The following is a 17,776-nucleotide window of genomic DNA, read 5'->3' on the forward strand; positions in this document are numbered from 1 at the left end:
GCACCTGAAAAGGTCAGGCACTAATCTACCTGTGAAAGCGCATTACAGAGCTGTTTTGCTGCGAGGATAATACGTGGGCTTGCACGTTCAAACCAGTCACTCGTGAGAGGAATAACGGGAATTTTGAGCTGTTCACCCCAGTATTGTTTGATTTTAGGAATTTGGTCCGGTCCACCTGTAATGACAATCGCCTGTGGCGCGCGTGCTAACACCTGTTCGCGGCTAACTTGCGGCCAGGGTACCCGGCTGTCTTTAAAGATGTTTTCTCCACCACAAACTTCGAGTACCTGGTTCTGAATTGACGCTTTTCCACTGGTAAATGGTGGATTAATGCCGAATTGCAGAAAAACACGTTTTTTAGGTTTATCAGCATATTGGGCTTTCAATTGCGCGTACTGGTCCAGCAGGGATTGCGCGGCTTGTTCGGCCTTGTCCGGTTGCGGACTCCAGGGGGCCAGTTGACGTAACGCATTGGCAATTTGTTCAATGCTTGTCGCATCGACCCACATCACTTTTATTCCCAGTGACGCCAGCTGGTCAACCTGCCGTTCGGCATTACCTCCACGCCAGGCAATCACCAGATCGGGTTGCAGCGCCACAATGCGTTCCAGATTCATCCCCTGCCAGGTAGAAACCTGCTCAATCTTCTGCGCTTGTGGAGGATAGTCGGAATAGCTGCTGACCCCAACCGGCGTGATCCCGGCGGCAAAGGCAAGTTCAGTGTTGGCGGGAGAAAGCGTGATGACGCGCGGCGCGGCGTTGAGCCACAGCGGCGCGAGAAAAGACAGGGCGACCAGCGCCCTGAACAGTGACTTAGCCATGTGCCAGTTTCTGCACCAGTGACTCAACCATCAGGCTGGACTGCTTAGCGGCAACAGCCAGGAACTCATCGAAGCTAAGATGAGACTGTTGATCGGCTACGTCAGAGATGGCGCGTACTACGACAAACGGGACGTTGAAATTGTGGCAGACATGGGCGATTGCCGTCGCTTCCATCTCAACAGCAATGGCCTGTGGGAAGTTGTTGTGGATTTTCGCCAGGCCAACAGAGCCGTTGATGAAAGCGTCGCCGCTAACAATCAGGCCACGTACAGCGTTAAGATTCAGTTCGGCAATGCAGACCTCAGCGGCAGCGATCAATTTATCATCAGCTTTGAAGCCTGCCGGGCAGCCAGGTAACTGACCGTATTCGTAACCAAATGCTGTGACATCCGCGTCGTGATAACGTGCTTCGTCCGAGACGACGATATCTCCCACTTTCAGTGTTGGCGCCAGGCCACCGGCAGAACCGGTGTTAATAATCACATCTGGCTTGCAGTGTTCCAACAGCAGAGTGGCACCTAGCGCCGCAGCGACTTTACCGATGCCCGATTTCAGAAGCGCAACTTCGGTTCCATTCAGTTGGCCGGTATAGATTTCGCAACCGCCCAGACTGATAGTTTGACGGTTTTCGATTTTGTCACGCAGCAACGTAACTTCTTCTTCCATTGCACCAATGATGCCGATTTTCATAGATTTACTCGCGATAAGCCCGATTTGAAGGCATAGTTTACCATGCGCTTACGGGGAAGCGTATTTCTCACGCGGGAGAGGACATGGCACAGATTGATTTCCGAAAAAAAATAAACTGGCATCGTCGTTACCGTTCACCGCAGGGCGTTAAAACCGAACATGAGATCCTGCGGATCTTCGAGAGCGATCGCGGGCGTATCATCAACTCACCGGCAATTCGCCGTCTGCAACAAAAGACCCAGGTTTTTCCACTGGAGCGTAATGCCGCGGTGCGTACGCGTCTTACTCACTCGATGGAAGTCCAGCAGGTGGGGCGCTACATCGCCAAAGAAATTTTAAGCCGTCTGAAAGAGCTTAAATTACTGGAAGCGTATGGTCTGGATGAACTGACGGGACCTTTTGAAAGTATTGTTGAGATGTCATGTCTGATGCACGATATCGGTAATCCACCGTTTGGTCATTTTGGCGAAGCGGCGATAAATGACTGGTTTCGCCAACGTTTGCACCCGGCAGATGCCGAAAGTCAGCCACTGACCGACGATCGATGCAGTGTAGCTGCGTTGCGTTTACGGGAAGGGGAAGAACGGCTTAACGAGCTGCGGCGCAAGATTCGTCAGGACTTATGTCATTTTGAGGGTAATGCACAAGGTATTCGTCTGGTGCATACATTGATGCGGATGAATCTCACCTGGGCACAGGTTGGCGGTATTTTAAAATATACCCGTCCGGCGTGGTGGCGTGGCGAAACGCCTGAGACACATCACTATTTAATGAAAAAACCAGGTTATTATCTTTCTGAAGAAGCCTATATTGCCCGGTTGCGTAAAGAACTTAATTTGGTGCTTTACAGTCGTTTTCCATTAACGTGGATTATGGAAGCTGCCGACGATATCTCCTATTGTGTGGCAGACCTTGAAGATGCCGTAGAGAAAAGAATATTTACCGTTGAGCAGCTTTATCACCATTTGCACGAGGCGTGGGGCCAGCATGAGAAAGGTTCGCTCTTTTCGCTAGTGGTTGAAAATGCCTGGGAAAAATCACGCTCAAATAGCTTAAGCCGCAGTACGGAAGATCAGTTTTTTATGTATTTACGGGTAAATACCCTAAATAAACTGGTGCCCTACGCGGCACAACGATTTATTGATAATCTGCCTGCGATTTTCGCCGGAACGTTTAATCATGCCTTATTGGAAGATGCCAGTGAATGCAGCGATCTTCTAAAACTATATAAAAATGTCGCTGTAAAACATGTGTTTAGCCATCCAGATGTCGAGCAGCTTGAATTGCAGGGCTACCGGGTCATTAGCGGATTATTAGAGATTTATCGCCCTTTATTAAGCCTGTCGTTATCAGACTTTACTGAGCTGGTAGAAAAAGAACGGGTGAAACGTTTCCCCATTGAATCGCGCTTATTCCACAAACTCTCGACGCGCCATCGGCTGGCCTATGTCGAGGCTGTCAGTAAATTACCGTCAGATTCTCCTGAGTTTCCGCTATGGGAATATTATTACCGCTGCCGCTTACTACAGGATTATATCAGCGGTATGACAGACCTCTATGCATGGGATGAATACCGACGTCTGATGGCCGTAGAACAATAACCAGGCTTTTGTAAAGATGAACAATAAATTTTTACCTTTTGCAGAAACTTTAGTTCGGAACTTCGCGCTATAAAATGAATCTGAAGAACACAGCAATTTTGCGTTATCTGTTAATCGAGACTGAAATACATGAAAAAAACCACATTAGCACTGAGTGCATTGGCTCTGAGTTTAGGTTTGGCGTTATCTCCGCTCTCTGCAACGGCGGCTGAGACTTCTTTCGCAACGACTGCCCAGCAGATGCCAAGCCTTGCACCGATGCTCGAAAAGGTGATGCCTTCAGTGGTCAGCATTAACGTAGAAGGTAGCACAACTGTTAATACGCCGCGTATGCCGCGTAATTTCCAACAGTTCTTCGGTGATGATTCTCCGTTCTGCCAGGACGGTTCTCCGTTCCAGAGCTCTCCGTTCTGCCAGGGGGGCCAGGGCGGCAATGGCGGCAGCCAGCAACAAAAATTCATGGCGCTGGGTTCCGGTGTCATCATTGATGCCGATAAAGGCTATGTCGTCACCAACAACCACGTTGTTGATAACGCAACGGTGATTAAAGTTCAACTGAGCGATGGTCGTAAGTTCGACGCGAAGATGGTTGGCAAAGATCCGCGCTCTGATATTGCGCTGCTCCAGATCCAGAACCCGAAAAACCTGACCGCAATTAAGATGGCAGATTCTGATGCGCTGCGCGTGGGTGATTACACCGTAGCAATTGGTAACCCGTTTGGTCTGGGCGAGACGGTAACTTCCGGGATTGTCTCTGCGCTGGGGCGTAGCGGCCTGAATGCCGAAAACTACGAAAACTTCATCCAGACCGATGCAGCAATCAACCGTGGTAACTCCGGTGGTGCGCTGGTTAACCTGAACGGCGAACTGATCGGTATTAACACTGCGATCCTCGCACCGGACGGCGGTAACATCGGTATCGGTTTTGCTATCCCGAGCAATATGGTGAAAAACCTGACCTCGCAGATGGTGGAATACGGCCAGGTGAAACGCGGTGAGCTGGGTATTATGGGTACTGAGCTTAACTCTGAACTGGCGAAAGCGATGAAAGTTGACGCCCAGCGCGGTGCTTTCGTAAGCCAGGTTCTGCCTAACTCCTCCGCTGCAAAAGCGGGCATTAAAGCAGGTGATGTGATCACCTCACTGAACGGTAAGCCAATCAGCAGCTTTGCCGCGCTGCGTGCTCAGGTGGGGACTATGCCGGTGGGCAGCAAACTGACCCTGGGCTTACTGCGCGATGGTAAGCAGGTTAACGTGAATCTGGAACTGCAGCAGAGCAGCCAGAATCAGGTTGATTCCAGCTCCATCTTCAACGGCATTGAAGGCGCTGAGATGAGCAACAAAGGCAAAGATCAGGGCGTGGTAGTGAACAACGTGAAAACGGGGACTCCGGCTGCGCAGATCGGCCTGAAGAAAGGTGATGTGATTATTGGCGCGAACCAGCAGGCAGTGAAAAACATTGCTGAACTGCGTAAAGTTCTCGACAGTAAACCATCTGTGCTGGCTCTGAACATTCAGCGCGGCGACAGCACCATCTACCTGTTAATGCAGTAATCTCCCTCAACCCCTTCCTGAAAACGGGAAGGGGTGCTCCTTACAATCTGTGAACTTCACCACAACTCCATATATCTTCATCATCCTTTGTGCATTTGCACAATGCCGAACGTCATCTACTTCCTTATGCTAAGCCATGCATAACGGAGGACTTATGGCTGGCTGGCATCTTGATACCAAAATGGCGCAGGATATCGTGGCACGTACCATGCGCATCATCGATACCAATATCAACGTAATGGATGCCCGCGGGCGAATTATCGGCAGCGGCGATCGTGAGCGTATTGGAGAATTGCACGAAGGTGCATTGTTGGTACTTTCACAGGGACGAGTTGTCGATATCGATGATGCGGTGGCACGTCATCTGCACGGTGTGCGGCAGGGGATAAATCTACCGTTACGGCTGGAAGGTGAAATTGTCGGCGTCATTGGCCTGACTGGTGAGCCTGAGAATCTGCGTAAATATGGCGAACTGGTCTGCATGACGGCTGAAATGATGCTGGAACAGTCACGGTTGATGCATCTGCTGGCGCAGGATAGTCGTTTGCGGGAAGAACTGGTGATGAACCTGATTCAGGCTGAGGAGAATACTCCCGCACTTACTGAATGGGCGCAACGGCTGGGGATCGATCTCAATCAACCGCGAGTGGTGGCTATTGTTGAGGTTGACAGCGGTCAGCTTGGTGTGGACAGCGCAATGGCAGAGTTACAGCAACTGCAAAACGCGCTGACTACGCCCGAGCGTAATAATCTGGTGGCGATTGTCTCGCTGACCGAAATGGTGGTGTTGAAACCGGCGTTGAACTCTTTTGGGCGCTGGGATGCAGAAGATCATCGTAAGCGAGTTGAGCAACTGATCTCCCGTATGAAAGAGTACGGCCAGCTGCGTTTTCGCGTTTCGCTGGGCAACTATTTTACCGGTCCTGGCAGTATTGCCCGATCCTATCGTACGGCGAAAACGACGATGGTGGTGGGTAAACAGCGGATGCCCGAAAGTCGATGCTATTTTTATCAGGATCTGATGTTACCAGTGTTACTCGACAGTTTGCGTGGCGACTGGCAGGCCAACGAACTGGCGCGACCGCTGGCGCGACTCAAAGCGATGGACAATAACGGCTTACTGCGGCGAACACTGGCGGCGTGGTTTCGCCACAATGTGCAACCACTGGCAACGTCAAAGGCGCTGTTTATTCATCGTAATACCCTGGAGTATCGGCTTAATCGTATATCGGAACTGACCGGGCTGGATTTGGGCAATTTTGATGACAGGTTGCTGCTGTATGTGGCGTTGCAGTTGGATGAAGAGCGGTAGATTATGCGTTAAGCTCGAGGCGGCGCAGGCGTGTACCCCTCACCCTCTCCCCGAAGGGGAGAGGAGATTACCCGAGCTAACCATCAGTCAGGGATTATTTGCGCGTCAGTTTTTCCAGATCGGCTTCAATTTCGCTGATCTTATTGGTCACTACCGACTCAAGGTGACGTAAATCGTTGAGGATCTTACGCTTAAGATCAACCTCGCTGCGGTCACGCTGGCAGATTTGATCAAGCTCATCAATGATATAACGCAGGTTAGGGCTGATCTCCTGTACTTCTTTATAACCCTGACCCACACCATCGGCGACCACCGTTTTGCGCTGACGTGGATATTTAAATTTCACGCTCTTGGCGAAAAACTCGCCTTTGTCTTTCTGGAAATAGATTTTCAAAATATCGTTGTTGGCTTCCTGCCGGAGGCTGTAACGATCAATGTCTTCAGGATTGGTAATACCCAGACTTTTCAGATTGTCGTACATAGCGTTACCTCAAAATGAGTCAGTAAATTGTGCTTATCTTAGCATTTTGCCTGGCCCGTCCGGCTCGACGGCGATCGCAGAAAGCCTTTTCTTTCAGACTTCAATCATGGCGTAAAAATTAAAAAATTACCTGCTTTATTCTGGCGATACCCCAGGGGACGGGTTCGCATCCCGTGGCGTCGTCGTTCATATAGTCCACGACTGGTTGCCAGTCCGGGATTTCGTTATAAAGTCCGTGTTGATTAAGGGTGAGACCGAAGCGCTGGTGGAGTTCGTTATACAATGGATGGCAGTGAGATGTATGGAACTGCCCGCCGATTTCCAGACCCAGAATATCGTAACCTAATAACTTTTCATCCATTTCATTTCGTTCAGGCTGCCTGCGAAGAAGCCTTGCAGCAATACCATCATGGGATGGATAAAGGGAGAACGCTTGTATATCCGGTTCTCTGATATAGATTGCAAGGAGGTAGCAATTCTCGATATTGGGAAAGAAAGTGTGTTTATATTCAATAGCGGTCGATTTATCCATAAAAATGCTTTCCCAGCCAACTTTATCTTCATTGAACCAATCATTTACGCGGATGCTGATCTGTTCTCTGTCTTTGTCAGTAAGCAAAAAGGTGGCTTCCAGATGTTCGTAAAGTGACATACTGCCATCATAAGGAGAATCTTTATCGGAACCTAACCACGCGTAAGACCAGGCACAAAGCAGACTTTCATTAAAACAAGTACTGCACGTTAGCAGTGGTTTACCTTTAAGTTGCTGATGAAGCCCCTCAACGGGCAGGCAATGCAGCAACATATAACCACCGAGAAAATATTCCATTATTGAGTATCCAGTTAAACCAGTTCCAGCATTGTCACTTCCGGGCGGCAGTTCAGACGTAAGCCATATAAACTTCCCACGCCGCGAGTGGTGTAGATTTGTCGTTTACCATAAGCGTTTAGCCCCGCAACATATCTTTTATCTTCGACGGGGGCGAAAGGTTCGCCAACAAACGGTATGCGTAGTTGACCGCCGTGCGTATGCCCACACAGCATCAAATCCCAGGGTTCATCATGCATAACGTCTTTACTGTCAGGGTTATGTGCCAGTATCAGTCGGGGGATATGGACTTCGCCAGCGGGGGGCGGTTTACATTGTCCAGCCCATAAATCCCCCGTTCCTGCCAGTTCAAATTGCCGCTTGTGGGTGGCAATGACGGTGGCCTGATTAAACAACACTGTAATTCCCGCTGATGTTAGCGCCTCGCCAATTAAGCGATTCTTCTGCGTGCCGACAGGGCGATCATGGTTGCCGTAACAGGCAAACGTCGGTGCACATTCGGCAAGTGGTGAGAGTACGTCACTGAACGCTGAAAAATTCAGCGGCATATCAAATAAGACATAATCGCCACCCAGCAATATCAAATCGGGTTTTTGTGCCACGCCAAGGGCAATGGCTTCAGAAATCAGGGGGAGAGGAACAAAGCGCGAATAGTGGAGATCGGCAAGAAAAAGGATTTTGAAGGGGGGGCCTTGATCCTTAAAGAAGGCGATACGATGCTGGGTTAATTCAAGCCAACCAGGTTCCCAGTAATGTATATCACTGAAACCTAAACCGACAGCTAACGACGCGGCGGCAGCCTGTATAAAACGCCTGCGTGAAATCATTGTCCATCCCTGCAAAAAACGGGCAGCGTCATGCTGCCCGTGTACTGACTTTTAGTCGATGGTACGCAGTAGTTCGTTGATACCAACTTTGCCGCGAGTTTTCGCGTCAACTTTCTTAACGATAACTGCACAATAAAGGCTGTATTTGCCATCTTTCGACGGCAGGTTGCCAGAAACAACCACTGAACCTGCCGGAACGCGACCGTAGTGGATTTCGCCAGTTTCGCGATCGTAAATTCGGGTGCTCTGACCGATGTATACGCCCATGGAAATCACGGAGCCTTCTTCGACAATCACGCCTTCCACGACTTCAGAACGTGCGCCGATGAAACAGTTATCTTCAATGATGGTCGGGTTAGCCTGCAGCGGCTCCAGCACGCCGCCGATACCTACACCACCGGAAAGGTGGACATTTTTACCAATCTGCGCACAGGAACCGACGGTCGCCCAGGTATCAACCATGGTGCCTTCATCAACATATGCGCCGATGTTAACGTAGGATGGCATCAACACGGTGTTGCGTGCGATGTACGCCCCCTGGCGAACGGCGGCTGGCGGCACCACGCGGAAGCCTTCTTTCTGGAAACGCGCTTCATCGTAGTTGGCGAATTTCATCGGCACTTTATCGAAGTAGCGGCTTTCTGCCCCTTCAATCACCTGATTATCATTAATACGGAAAGAGAGCAGCACCGCTTTTTTCAACCACTGATGCGTCACCCACTGACCGTCAATTTTTTCCGCTACACGCAGTGCGCCGGAATCCAGCAGGGCGATCACCTGATTTACCGCTTCGCGGGTAACGGTATCTGCATTGGCTGGCGTGATCTCGGCACGGCGTTCAAAAGCGGCTTCAATAATGTTCTGTAACTGCTGCATTGTTAAACTCTTTTCATATCAGTAAACACATCACCCTTTATCGTTTGGATTGAGGGCCTCTGTCAACCGCTGATGCACTTCCTGCTGCAACTCGTTATTAAGCGCACGCCGGTCAGCGGTGGCAATTATGAATAAATCTTCTACTCGCTCGCCAATGGTTGTAATTCGGGCGCCATGAAGCGAAATTCCCAGATCGGCAAAAATTTTCCCCACCCGTGCCAGCAGTCCTGGCTGATCGAGGGCGATCAGTTCGAGGAATGATTTGCGGTCGGTATGGGTCGGCAAAAACGTCACTTCGGTTTCAACAGTAAAATGGCGCAATTTAGCCGGTTGGCGACGTGGCTGCGGTGGCTGCCAGCTACTTTGTGTCAGCACCTGCTCCAGACCAAAGCGAATAACGTCATGGCGATCTGCGGAAAGTGGGCTGCCGTCCGGCTCAAGGACAATGAATGTATCCATCGCCATACCGTCGCGGGTGGTAAAAATTTGCGCGTCGTGAACGCTTAAGTTTCGACGGTCTAGCTCGGCACAGACGGCGGCAAACAGATAGGGGCGGTCCGGGCTCCAGATAAAAATCTCGGTGCCTCCACGCGTGGCGTGTGGGCTTAGCAACACTAATGACTTACTTAAATCATGCTGTAGCAAATGGCGTGCGTGCCAGGCCAGTTGATTTGGACTGTGACGAACAAAATAGTTTGCCCGGCAGCGTGACCAGATATGGTGCAGTGCCTCCTCGTCAATATTGTCCATACGCAGCAGTGCCAGCGCTTGGAGCTGGTGATGACGAACGCGTTCGCGCATATCCGGCGTGTTTTGCATTCCGCGTCGTAGCTGCTTTTCGGTGGCAAAATAGAGTTCGCGCAACAGACTCTGCTTCCAGCTATTCCACAGCGTTTCGTTGGTGGCGCAAATATCAGCCACTGTCAGGCATGCCAGATAGCGCAGACGATTTTCCGTTTGAACTTCTTCGGCAAACTGCTTGATCACTTCCGGGTCCTGAATATCGCGGCGCTGGGCGGTGACCGACATCAGCAAGTGCTGACGAACCAGCCAGGCGACCAGTTGTGTTTCACGCGAGTTCAGCCCGTGGAGTTCGGCAAAATGTACCACGTCTTGTGCGCCGAGTATGGAGTGGTCACCGCCGCGCCCTTTGGCGATATCATGAAACAGCGCCGCGATGAAGATAAGTTCAGTTGACGGCAGGCGTGGCCAGACGTCCACACACAACGGATGGCGCTGGCGCGTTTCTTCACTGGCAAAACTCTCCAGCTTCAGCATTACGCGAATAGTATGTTCATCCACCGTGTAGGCGTGGAACAGGTCAAACTGCATTTGCCCGACGATATGCGACCATTGCGGCATGTACGCGCCGAGCACGCTATGGCGATGCATTGGCAATAGTCCGCGCCGCATCGCTCCGGGGTGGCGTAGAATGCTCAAAAACAATTTTCGCGCTTGCGGAATATGATATAGCGGTTGTTGCAGATGGCGACGGGCGTGGCGCAACTGACGCAGTGTGGTGGAGTAAATGCCGGTGATCGCACTGTTGCGCACCATGGTGTAAAACATACGCAAGATGGCTTCCGGCTGGCGCATAAACAGTGTTTCATCGCGCAGGTCGATCAGTGTGCCACGTAGCTGAAACTCATCGTCAATCGGACGGGGCTTTTCGTCGGCGGGTAGGGCCAGGATGGCTTCATCGAACAGTTGCAGCAGCATCTGGTTGAGTTCACTGACGCGGCGCGTAACGCGGAAGTAATCCTTCATCATCCGCTCGACCGGTTCGTTACCTTCACCACTGTAATTCAGTCGCTGGGCGACGCTAAGCTGGCGATCAAACAGCAGGCGATTATCGTAACGGCTGACGACCAGATGCAGGGCAAAGCGAATACGCCACAGTATATGCAGGCATTCGTTTAATTCTGCCCGCTCCGCTGAGGTTAAGAAGCCAAATCCAACCATCTCATCCAGCGAGGTCGCGCCAAAATGGCGGCGAGCGACCCATTGCAGAGTGTGAATATCGCGCAAGCCGCCGGGGCTGCTTTTGATGTCTGGCTCAAGGTTGTAGCTGGTGCCGTGATAACGCTGGTGGCGCAGGTTCTGTTCTTCAACTTTCGCCGCGTAGAACTTGTCAGAAGGCCAGAATCCTTCGCTGAAGATGTGTTTTTGCAGTTCGAGGAAGAGTGCCACATCGCCAATTAATAAGCGGGATTCGATCAAGTTGGTGGCGACGGTTAAATCCGATAACCCTTCCAGCATGCACTCTTCAAGCGTGCGCACGCTATGACCGACTTCCAGCTTCACATCCCAGAGCTGCGTTAACAACTCGCCCACTTTTTGCGCTTGATCGTCCGGGAGCTTTTTACGACTTAAAATCAGTAAATCGATGTCTGAAAGTGGATGCAGCTCGCCACGACCATAGCCACCGACGGCAACCAGTGCCAGATCGGCAATCTGGCTGAATCCCGCTTCAATCCATAACCGTTGCAGGAGTTGGTCGATAAACTCGGTGCGCGCTTCAATTAATTGCTCTGCGGAGATCCCGCTATCAAAGGCATCGCCCAGCCAACGCTGGAAGGTGTCAATATGGGCTTTTATCTCACAAACAGTTAATTCGTCACGGGGCCAGGCACATGGATTTTGTGGTTGACCGGGAAGGGTGGGGAGAGCGGTATTTGCGTACTGTTCGGGAAGGGTATTCATTGTGCGCCACCCATAAGATTAAATTATCACATTAAAAAAGCCGGCATTCGCCGGCTTCATCTTATTCGTCGTGCGAGATTATCGCCGGGATGGTGTCATCCTTGCGTAGCGTCAGAATTTCGCAGCCGTTATCCGTCACCACAATAGTATGCTCATATTGTGCAGACAAGCTGCGATCTTTGGTTTTTACCGTCCAGCCATCTTTCATGGTGCGGATCTCTTTTTTACCCGCGTTGACCATTGGCTCAATAGTGAAGGTCATCCCCGGTTTCAGCACGACGTTGGTTTCACGGGAGTCATAGTGCAGCACCTGCGGTTCTTCGTGGAAGCCGCGACCAATACCGTGTCCGCAATATTCACGAACGACGGAGAAGCCTTCTGCTTCGACAAATTTCTGAATTGCCGCACCGATTTCGCGCAGATTAATGCCTGGTTTTACCATCCGCAGCGCCAGGTACAGGCTTTCTTGCGTGATGCGGCACAGACGTTCGCCCATGATGGTTGGCTTACCGACGATAAACATTTTCGAGGTATCGCCGTGGAAACCATCTTTGATTACGGTGACATCAATGTTAACGATATCGCCATCTTTCAGCAGCTTGGCGTCGTCCGGAATACCGTGGCACACCACTTCATTAATAGAGATACAAACGGACTTCGGGTAACCGTGATAGCCGAGGCAGGCAGAAACCGCGTGTTGTTCATTAACAATGTAATCATTACAGATGCGATCCAGCTCGCCGGTGCTGACGCCTGGTTTAACATACGGTTCGATCATCTCCAGCACTTCGGCAGCCAGTCGGCCAGCGACGCGCATTTTTTCGATATCTTCTGGGGTCTTGATTGAGATAGTCATTAATTCTGTCCATCAGCGTCGGTGATACCGACAATATATATGTAAGTGCCGTCAATGGTATCACACCAGGATAAATTGAGAATCATTCTGAATTTCGCCAAACATGCCACAGAACGTTTTCTATAATAGAAAATTCATCGTCTGATGCTGTAGAGCGCACCAACAATTATTGGTGTCCACGACGTATTTGTGGTATAAAGCGCGCCGGACTTCCGATCCATTTCGTATACACAGACTGGACGGAAGCGACAATCTCACTTTGTGTAACAACACACACGTATCGGCACATATTCCGGGGTGCCCTTTGGGGTCGGTAATATGGGATACGTGGAGGCATAACCCCAACTTTTATATAGAGGTTTTAATCATGGCAACTGTTTCCATGCGCGACATGCTCAAGGCTGGTGTTCACTTCGGTCACCAGACCCGTTACTGGAACCCGAAAATGAAGCCGTTCATCTTCGGTGCGCGTAACAAAGTTCACATCATCAACCTTGAGAAAACTGTACCGATGTTCAACGAAGCTCTGGCTGAACTGAACAAGATTGCTTCTCGCAAAGGTAAAATCCTTTTCGTTGGTACTAAACGCGCTGCAAGCGAAGCGGTGAAAGACGCTGCTCTGAGCTGCGATCAGTTCTTCGTGAACCATCGCTGGCTGGGCGGTATGCTGACTAACTGGAAAACCGTTCGTCAGTCCATCAAACGTCTGAAAGACCTGGAAACTCAGTCTCAGGACGGTACTTTCGACAAGCTGACCAAGAAAGAAGCGCTGATGCGCACTCGTGAGCTGGAGAAACTGGAAAACAGCCTGGGCGGTATCAAAGACATGGGCGGTCTGCCGGACGCTCTGTTTGTAATCGATGCTGACCACGAGCACATTGCTATCAAAGAAGCAAACAACCTGGGTATTCCGGTATTTGCTATCGTTGATACCAACTCTGATCCGGACGGTGTTGACTTCGTTATCCCGGGTAACGACGACGCAATCCGTGCTGTGACCCTGTACCTGGGTGCTGTTGCTGCAACCGTACGTGAAGGCCGTTCTCAGGATCTGGCTTCCCAGGCGGAAGAAAGCTTCGTAGAAGCTGAGTAATAAGGCTTGATAACTCCCCCAAAATAGTTCGAGTTGCAGAAAGGCGGCAAGCTCGAGAATTCCCGGGAGCTTACATCAGTAAGTGGTCGGGATGAACGAGCGAAGACAACGCATCTGCGGCGTGAAATATGAAGGGGGAGAGCCCTTATAGACCAGGTAGTACACGTTTGGTTAGGGGGCCTGCATATGGCCCCCTTTTTCACTTTTATATCTGTGCGGTTTAATGCCGGGCAGATCACATCTCCGAGGATTTTAGAATGGCTGAAATTACCGCATCCCTGGTAAAAGAGCTGCGTGAGCGTACTGGCGCAGGCATGATGGATTGCAAAAAAGCACTGACTGAAGCTAACGGCGACATCGAGCTGGCAATCGAAAACATGCGTAAGTCCGGTGCTATTAAAGCAGCGAAAAAAGCAGGCAACGTTGCTGCTGACGGCGTGATCAAAACCAAAATCGACGGCAACTACGGCATCATTCTGGAAGTTAACTGCCAGACTGACTTCGTTGCAAAAGACGCAGGTTTCCAGGCGTTCGCAGACAAAGTTCTGGATGCAGCTGTTGCTGGCAAAATCACTGACGTTGAAGTTCTGAAAGCACAGTTCGAAGAAGAACGTGTTGCGCTGGTAGCGAAAATTGGTGAAAACATCAATATTCGCCGCGTTGCTGCGCTGGAAGGCGACGTTCTGGGTTCTTATCAGCACGGTGCGCGTATCGGCGTTCTGGTTGCTGCTAAAGGCGCTGACGAAGAACTGGTTAAACACATCGCTATGCACGTTGCTGCAAGCAAACCAGAATTCATCAAACCGGAAGACGTATCCGCTGAAGTGGTAGAAAAAGAATACCAGGTACAGCTGGATATCGCTATGCAGTCTGGTAAGCCGAAAGAAATCGCAGAGAAAATGGTTGAAGGCCGCATGAAGAAATTCACCGGCGAAGTTTCTCTGACCGGTCAGCCGTTCGTTATGGAACCAGGCAAAACTGTTGGTCAGCTGCTGAAAGAGCATAACGCTGAAGTGACTGGCTTCATCCGCTTTGAAGTGGGTGAAGGCATCGAGAAAGTTGAGACTGACTTTGCAGCAGAAGTTGCTGCGATGTCCAAGCAGTCTTAATTATCGAAAAGGAGCCGCCTGAGGGCGGCTTCTTTTTGCGCCCATCTTGTAAATTCAGCTAACCCTTATGGGGCTGCGCTGAAAAGCGACGTACAATGTCGCCGGTATTAATTCATTTCAATCGTTGACAGTCTCAGGAAAGAAACATGGCTACCAATGCAAAACCCGTCTATAAACGCATTCTGCTTAAGTTGAGTGGCGAAGCTCTGCAGGGCACGGAAGGCTTCGGTATTGATGCAAGCATACTGGATCGCATGGCTCAGGAAATCAAAGAACTGGTTGAACTGGGTATTCAGGTTGGTGTGGTGATTGGTGGGGGTAACCTGTTCCGTGGCGCTGGTCTGGCGAAAGCGGGTATGAACCGCGTTGTGGGCGACCACATGGGGATGCTGGCGACCGTAATGAACGGCCTGGCAATGCGTGATGCACTGCACCGCGCCTATGTGAACGCTCGTCTGATGTCCGCTATTCCATTGAATGGCGTGTGCGACAGCTACAGCTGGGCAGAAGCTATCAGCCTGTTGCGCAACAACCGTGTGGTGATCCTCTCCGCCGGTACAGGTAACCCGTTCTTTACTACCGACTCAGCAGCTTGCCTGCGTGGTATCGAAATTGAAGCCGATGTGGTGCTGAAAGCAACCAAAGTTGACGGCGTGTTTACTGCTGATCCGGCGAAAGATCCAACCGCAACCATGTACGAGCAACTGACTTACAGCGAAGTGCTGGAAAAAGAGCTGAAAGTCATGGACCTGGCGGCCTTTACGCTGGCTCGTGACCATAAATTACCTATTCGTGTTTTCAACATGAACAAACCGGGTGCGCTGCGCCGTGTGGTAATGGGTGAAAAAGAAGGGACTTTAATCACGGAATAATTCCCGTGATGGATAAATAAGGGTAAGATTCCGCGTAAGTATCGCGGGGGCGTAAGTCTGGTTATAAGGCGTTATTGTTGCAGGCAGTTTGGTCACGGCCAGCGCGCAGCAACCGAAGCGTACAAAAGTACGTGAGGATTGCGAGCACTGCCTGGGGCCAAAATGGCAAATAAAATAGCCTAATAATCCAGACGATTACCCGTAATATGTTTAATCAGGGCTATACTTAGCACACTTCCACTGTGTGTGACTGTCTGGTCTGACTGAGACAAGTTTTCAAGGATTCGTAACGTGATTAGCGATATCAGAAAAGATGCTGAAGTACGCATGGATAAATGCGTAGAAGCGTTCAAAACCCAAATCAGCAAAATACGCACGGGTCGTGCTTCTCCCAGCCTGCTGGATGGCATTGTCGTGGAATATTACGGCACGCCGACGCCGCTGCGTCAGCTGGCAAGCGTAACGGTAGAAGATTCCCGTACTCTGAAAATCAACGTGTTTGATCGTTCAATGTCACCGGCTGTTGAAAAAGCGATTATGGCGTCCGATCTCGGCCTGAACCCGAACTCTGCGGGTAGCGACATCCGTGTTCCGCTGCCGCCGCTGACGGAAGAACGTCGTAAAGATCTGACCAAAATCGTTCGTGGTGAAGCAGAACAGGCGCGTGTTGCAGTACGTAACGTGCGTCGTGACGCGAACGACAAAGTGAAAGCGCTGTTGAAAGATAAAGAGATCAGCGAAGACGACGATCGCCGTTCTCAGGACGATGTACAGAAACTGACTGATGCTGCAATCAAGAAAATTGAAGCGGCGCTGGCAGACAAAGAAGCAGAACTGATGCAGTTCTGATTTCTTGAACGACAAAAAACGCCGCTCAGTAGGTCCTTGCGGATCGGCTGGCGGCGTTTTGCTTTTTATTCTGTCTCAACTCTGGATGTTTCATGAAGCAACTCACCATTCTGGGCTCGACCGGCTCGATTGGTTGCAGCACGCTGGACGTGGTGCGCCATAATCCCGAACACTTCCGCGTAGTTGCGCTGGTGGCAGGCAAAAATGTCACTCGCATGGTAGAACAGTGCCTGGAATTCTCTCCCCGCTATGCCGTAATGGACGATGAAGCGAGTGCGAAACTTCTTAAAACAATGCTACAGCAACAGGGTAGCCGCACCGAAGTCTTAAGTGGGCAACAAGCCGCTTGTGATATGGCTGCGCTTGAAGATGTTGATCAGGTGATGGCGGCGATTGTTGGCGCGGCTGGCCTGTTACCGACGCTTGCGGCGATCCGCGCGGGTAAAACCATTTTGCTGGCTAATAAAGAATCACTGGTCACCTGCGGACGTCTGTTTATGGACGCCGTAAAGCAGAGCAAAGCGCAATTATTACCGGTCGATAGCGAACATAACGCCATTTTTCAGAGTTTACCGCAACCTATCCAGCATAATCTGGGATACGCTGACCTTGAGCAAAATGGCGTGGTGTCCATTTTACTTACCGGGTCTGGTGGCCCTTTCCGTGAGACGCCATTGCGCGATTTGGCAACAATGACGCCCGATCAAGCCTGTCGCCATCCGAACTGGTCGATGGGGCGTAAAATTTCTGTTGATTCGGCTACCATGATGAACAAAGGTCTGGAATACATTGAAGCGCGTTGGTTGTTTAACGCCAGCGCCAGCCAGATGGAAGTGCTGATTCACCCGCAGTCAGTGATTCACTCAATGGTGCGTTATCAGGATGGCAGTGTTCTGGCGCAGTTGGGGGAACCGGATATGCGTACGCCAATTGCCCACACCATGGCCTGGCCGAATCGCGTGAACTCTGGCGTGAAGCCGCTCGATTTTTGCAAACTAAGTGCGTTGACATTTGCCGCACCGGATTATGATCGTTATCCATGCCTGAAATTGGCGATGGAGGCGTTCGAACAAGGCCAGGCAGCGACGACGACATTAAATGCCGCAAACGAGATCACCGTTGCAGCTTTTCTTGCGCAACAAATTCGCTTTACGGATATCGCTGCGTTGAATTTATCCGTACTGGAAAAAATGGATATGCGCGAACCACAATGTGTGGAAGACGTGTTATCTGTTGATGCGAACGCGCGTGAAGTCGCCAGAAAAGAGGTGATGCGTCTCGCAAGCTGAGGATAATCCGGCT

At 50.7% G+C, this 17,776-nt stretch carries 16 protein-coding genes; 8 read left to right on the forward strand and 8 right to left on the reverse strand.

Annotation, left to right across the window (positions count from 1 at the left end; all coding sequences use genetic code 11):
* Positions 1–20: 20 nt before the first annotated feature.
* Positions 21–821, reverse strand: a complete 801-nt coding sequence (gene btuF / locus A7090_RS02185) for a vitamin B12 ABC transporter substrate-binding protein BtuF (protein WP_105272858.1) — start codon at positions 819–821, stop codon at positions 21–23.
* On the reverse strand, positions 814–1,512 hold the full coding sequence (gene mtnN, locus A7090_RS02190; RefSeq protein ID WP_105272859.1) for a 5'-methylthioadenosine/S-adenosylhomocysteine nucleosidase: 699 nt from the start codon (positions 1,510–1,512) through the stop codon (positions 814–816). The genes btuF and mtnN overlap by 8 nt, the downstream gene beginning before the upstream one ends.
* Positions 1,513–1,595: 83 nt before the next feature.
* Between mtnN and dgt the strand changes: the two genes are divergently transcribed.
* The 3 genes from dgt (at position 1,596) to cdaR (ending at position 5,979) form a co-directional block, all read left to right on the forward strand.
* Entirely contained in the window at positions 1,596–3,113 is a 1,518-nt protein-coding gene (gene dgt / locus A7090_RS02195) for a dGTPase (RefSeq protein ID WP_105272860.1), read from the forward strand.
* A 129-nt stretch (positions 3,114–3,242) separates the two neighbouring features.
* Positions 3,243–4,667 carry a serine endoprotease DegP gene (gene degP / locus A7090_RS02200; protein ID WP_105272861.1) on the forward strand — a complete coding sequence of 475 codons (1,425 nt, stop codon included), beginning with the start codon at positions 3,243–3,245 and terminating at the stop codon, positions 4,665–4,667.
* A 154-nt stretch (positions 4,668–4,821) separates the two neighbouring features.
* The gene (cdaR, locus tag A7090_RS02205) at positions 4,822–5,979 is read left to right on the forward strand and encodes a DNA-binding transcriptional regulator CdaR (protein WP_105272862.1); all 1,158 of its coding nucleotides are present in this window, start codon (positions 4,822–4,824) and stop codon (positions 5,977–5,979) included.
* 94 nt (positions 5,980–6,073) lie between these two features.
* Here cdaR and A7090_RS02210 read toward each other — a convergent pair whose 3' ends face one another.
* The 6 genes from A7090_RS02210 to map form a co-directional block, all read right to left on the reverse strand.
* Positions 6,074–6,460, reverse strand: a complete 387-nt coding sequence (locus A7090_RS02210; RefSeq protein WP_105272863.1) for a DUF3461 family protein — start codon at positions 6,458–6,460, stop codon at positions 6,074–6,076.
* A gap of 118 nt (positions 6,461–6,578) precedes the next feature.
* A complete protein-coding gene (locus tag A7090_RS02215) occupies positions 6,579–7,289 on the reverse strand; it encodes a hypothetical protein (RefSeq protein WP_105272864.1) in 711 nt (236 codons plus the stop codon).
* 14 nt (positions 7,290–7,303) lie between these two features.
* Entirely contained in the window at positions 7,304–8,116 is an 813-nt protein-coding gene (gene yaeI, locus A7090_RS02220) for a phosphodiesterase YaeI (RefSeq protein WP_105272865.1), read from the reverse strand.
* 51 nt (positions 8,117–8,167) lie between these two features.
* Positions 8,168–8,992 carry a 2,3,4,5-tetrahydropyridine-2,6-dicarboxylate N-succinyltransferase gene (gene dapD, locus A7090_RS02225; RefSeq protein WP_105272866.1) on the reverse strand — a complete coding sequence of 275 codons (825 nt, stop codon included), beginning with the start codon at positions 8,990–8,992 and terminating at the stop codon, positions 8,168–8,170.
* A 30-nt stretch (positions 8,993–9,022) separates the two neighbouring features.
* The gene (gene glnD / locus A7090_RS02230; RefSeq protein ID WP_105272867.1) at positions 9,023–11,695 is read right to left on the reverse strand and encodes a bifunctional uridylyltransferase/uridylyl-removing protein GlnD; all 2,673 of its coding nucleotides are present in this window, start codon (positions 11,693–11,695) and stop codon (positions 9,023–9,025) included.
* A 61-nt stretch (positions 11,696–11,756) separates the two neighbouring features.
* The gene (gene map, locus A7090_RS02235; RefSeq protein ID WP_089631239.1) at positions 11,757–12,551 is read right to left on the reverse strand and encodes a type I methionyl aminopeptidase; all 795 of its coding nucleotides are present in this window, start codon (positions 12,549–12,551) and stop codon (positions 11,757–11,759) included.
* A 367-nt stretch (positions 12,552–12,918) separates the two neighbouring features.
* Here map and rpsB point away from each other — a divergent pair, with 367 nt between their 5' ends.
* The 5 genes from rpsB (at position 12,919) to ispC (ending at position 17,763) form a co-directional block, all read left to right on the forward strand.
* On the forward strand, positions 12,919–13,644 hold the full coding sequence (rpsB, locus tag A7090_RS02245; protein ID WP_000246882.1) for a 30S ribosomal protein S2: 726 nt from the start codon (positions 12,919–12,921) through the stop codon (positions 13,642–13,644).
* Positions 13,645–13,901: 257 nt separating this feature from the next.
* Complete coding sequence (gene tsf / locus A7090_RS02255) at positions 13,902–14,753, forward strand: translation elongation factor Ts (RefSeq protein ID WP_105272869.1); 852 nt, start codon at positions 13,902–13,904, stop codon at positions 14,751–14,753.
* Between the two features lie 146 nt (positions 14,754–14,899).
* Positions 14,900–15,625 (forward strand): UMP kinase, encoded by a 726-nt coding sequence (gene pyrH / locus A7090_RS02260; RefSeq protein ID WP_000224573.1) that lies wholly within the window; start codon positions 14,900–14,902, stop codon positions 15,623–15,625.
* 291 nt (positions 15,626–15,916) lie between these two features.
* On the forward strand, positions 15,917–16,474 hold the full coding sequence (frr, locus tag A7090_RS02265) for a ribosome recycling factor (RefSeq protein WP_000622418.1): 558 nt from the start codon (positions 15,917–15,919) through the stop codon (positions 16,472–16,474).
* A gap of 92 nt (positions 16,475–16,566) precedes the next feature.
* Entirely contained in the window at positions 16,567–17,763 is a 1,197-nt protein-coding gene (gene ispC, locus A7090_RS02270) for a 1-deoxy-D-xylulose-5-phosphate reductoisomerase (protein ID WP_105272870.1), read from the forward strand.
* Positions 17,764–17,776 lie beyond the last annotated feature (13 nt).

Source organism: Escherichia sp. MOD1-EC7003, assembly GCF_002965065.1.
GTDB lineage: Bacteria > Pseudomonadota > Gammaproteobacteria > Enterobacterales > Enterobacteriaceae > Escherichia.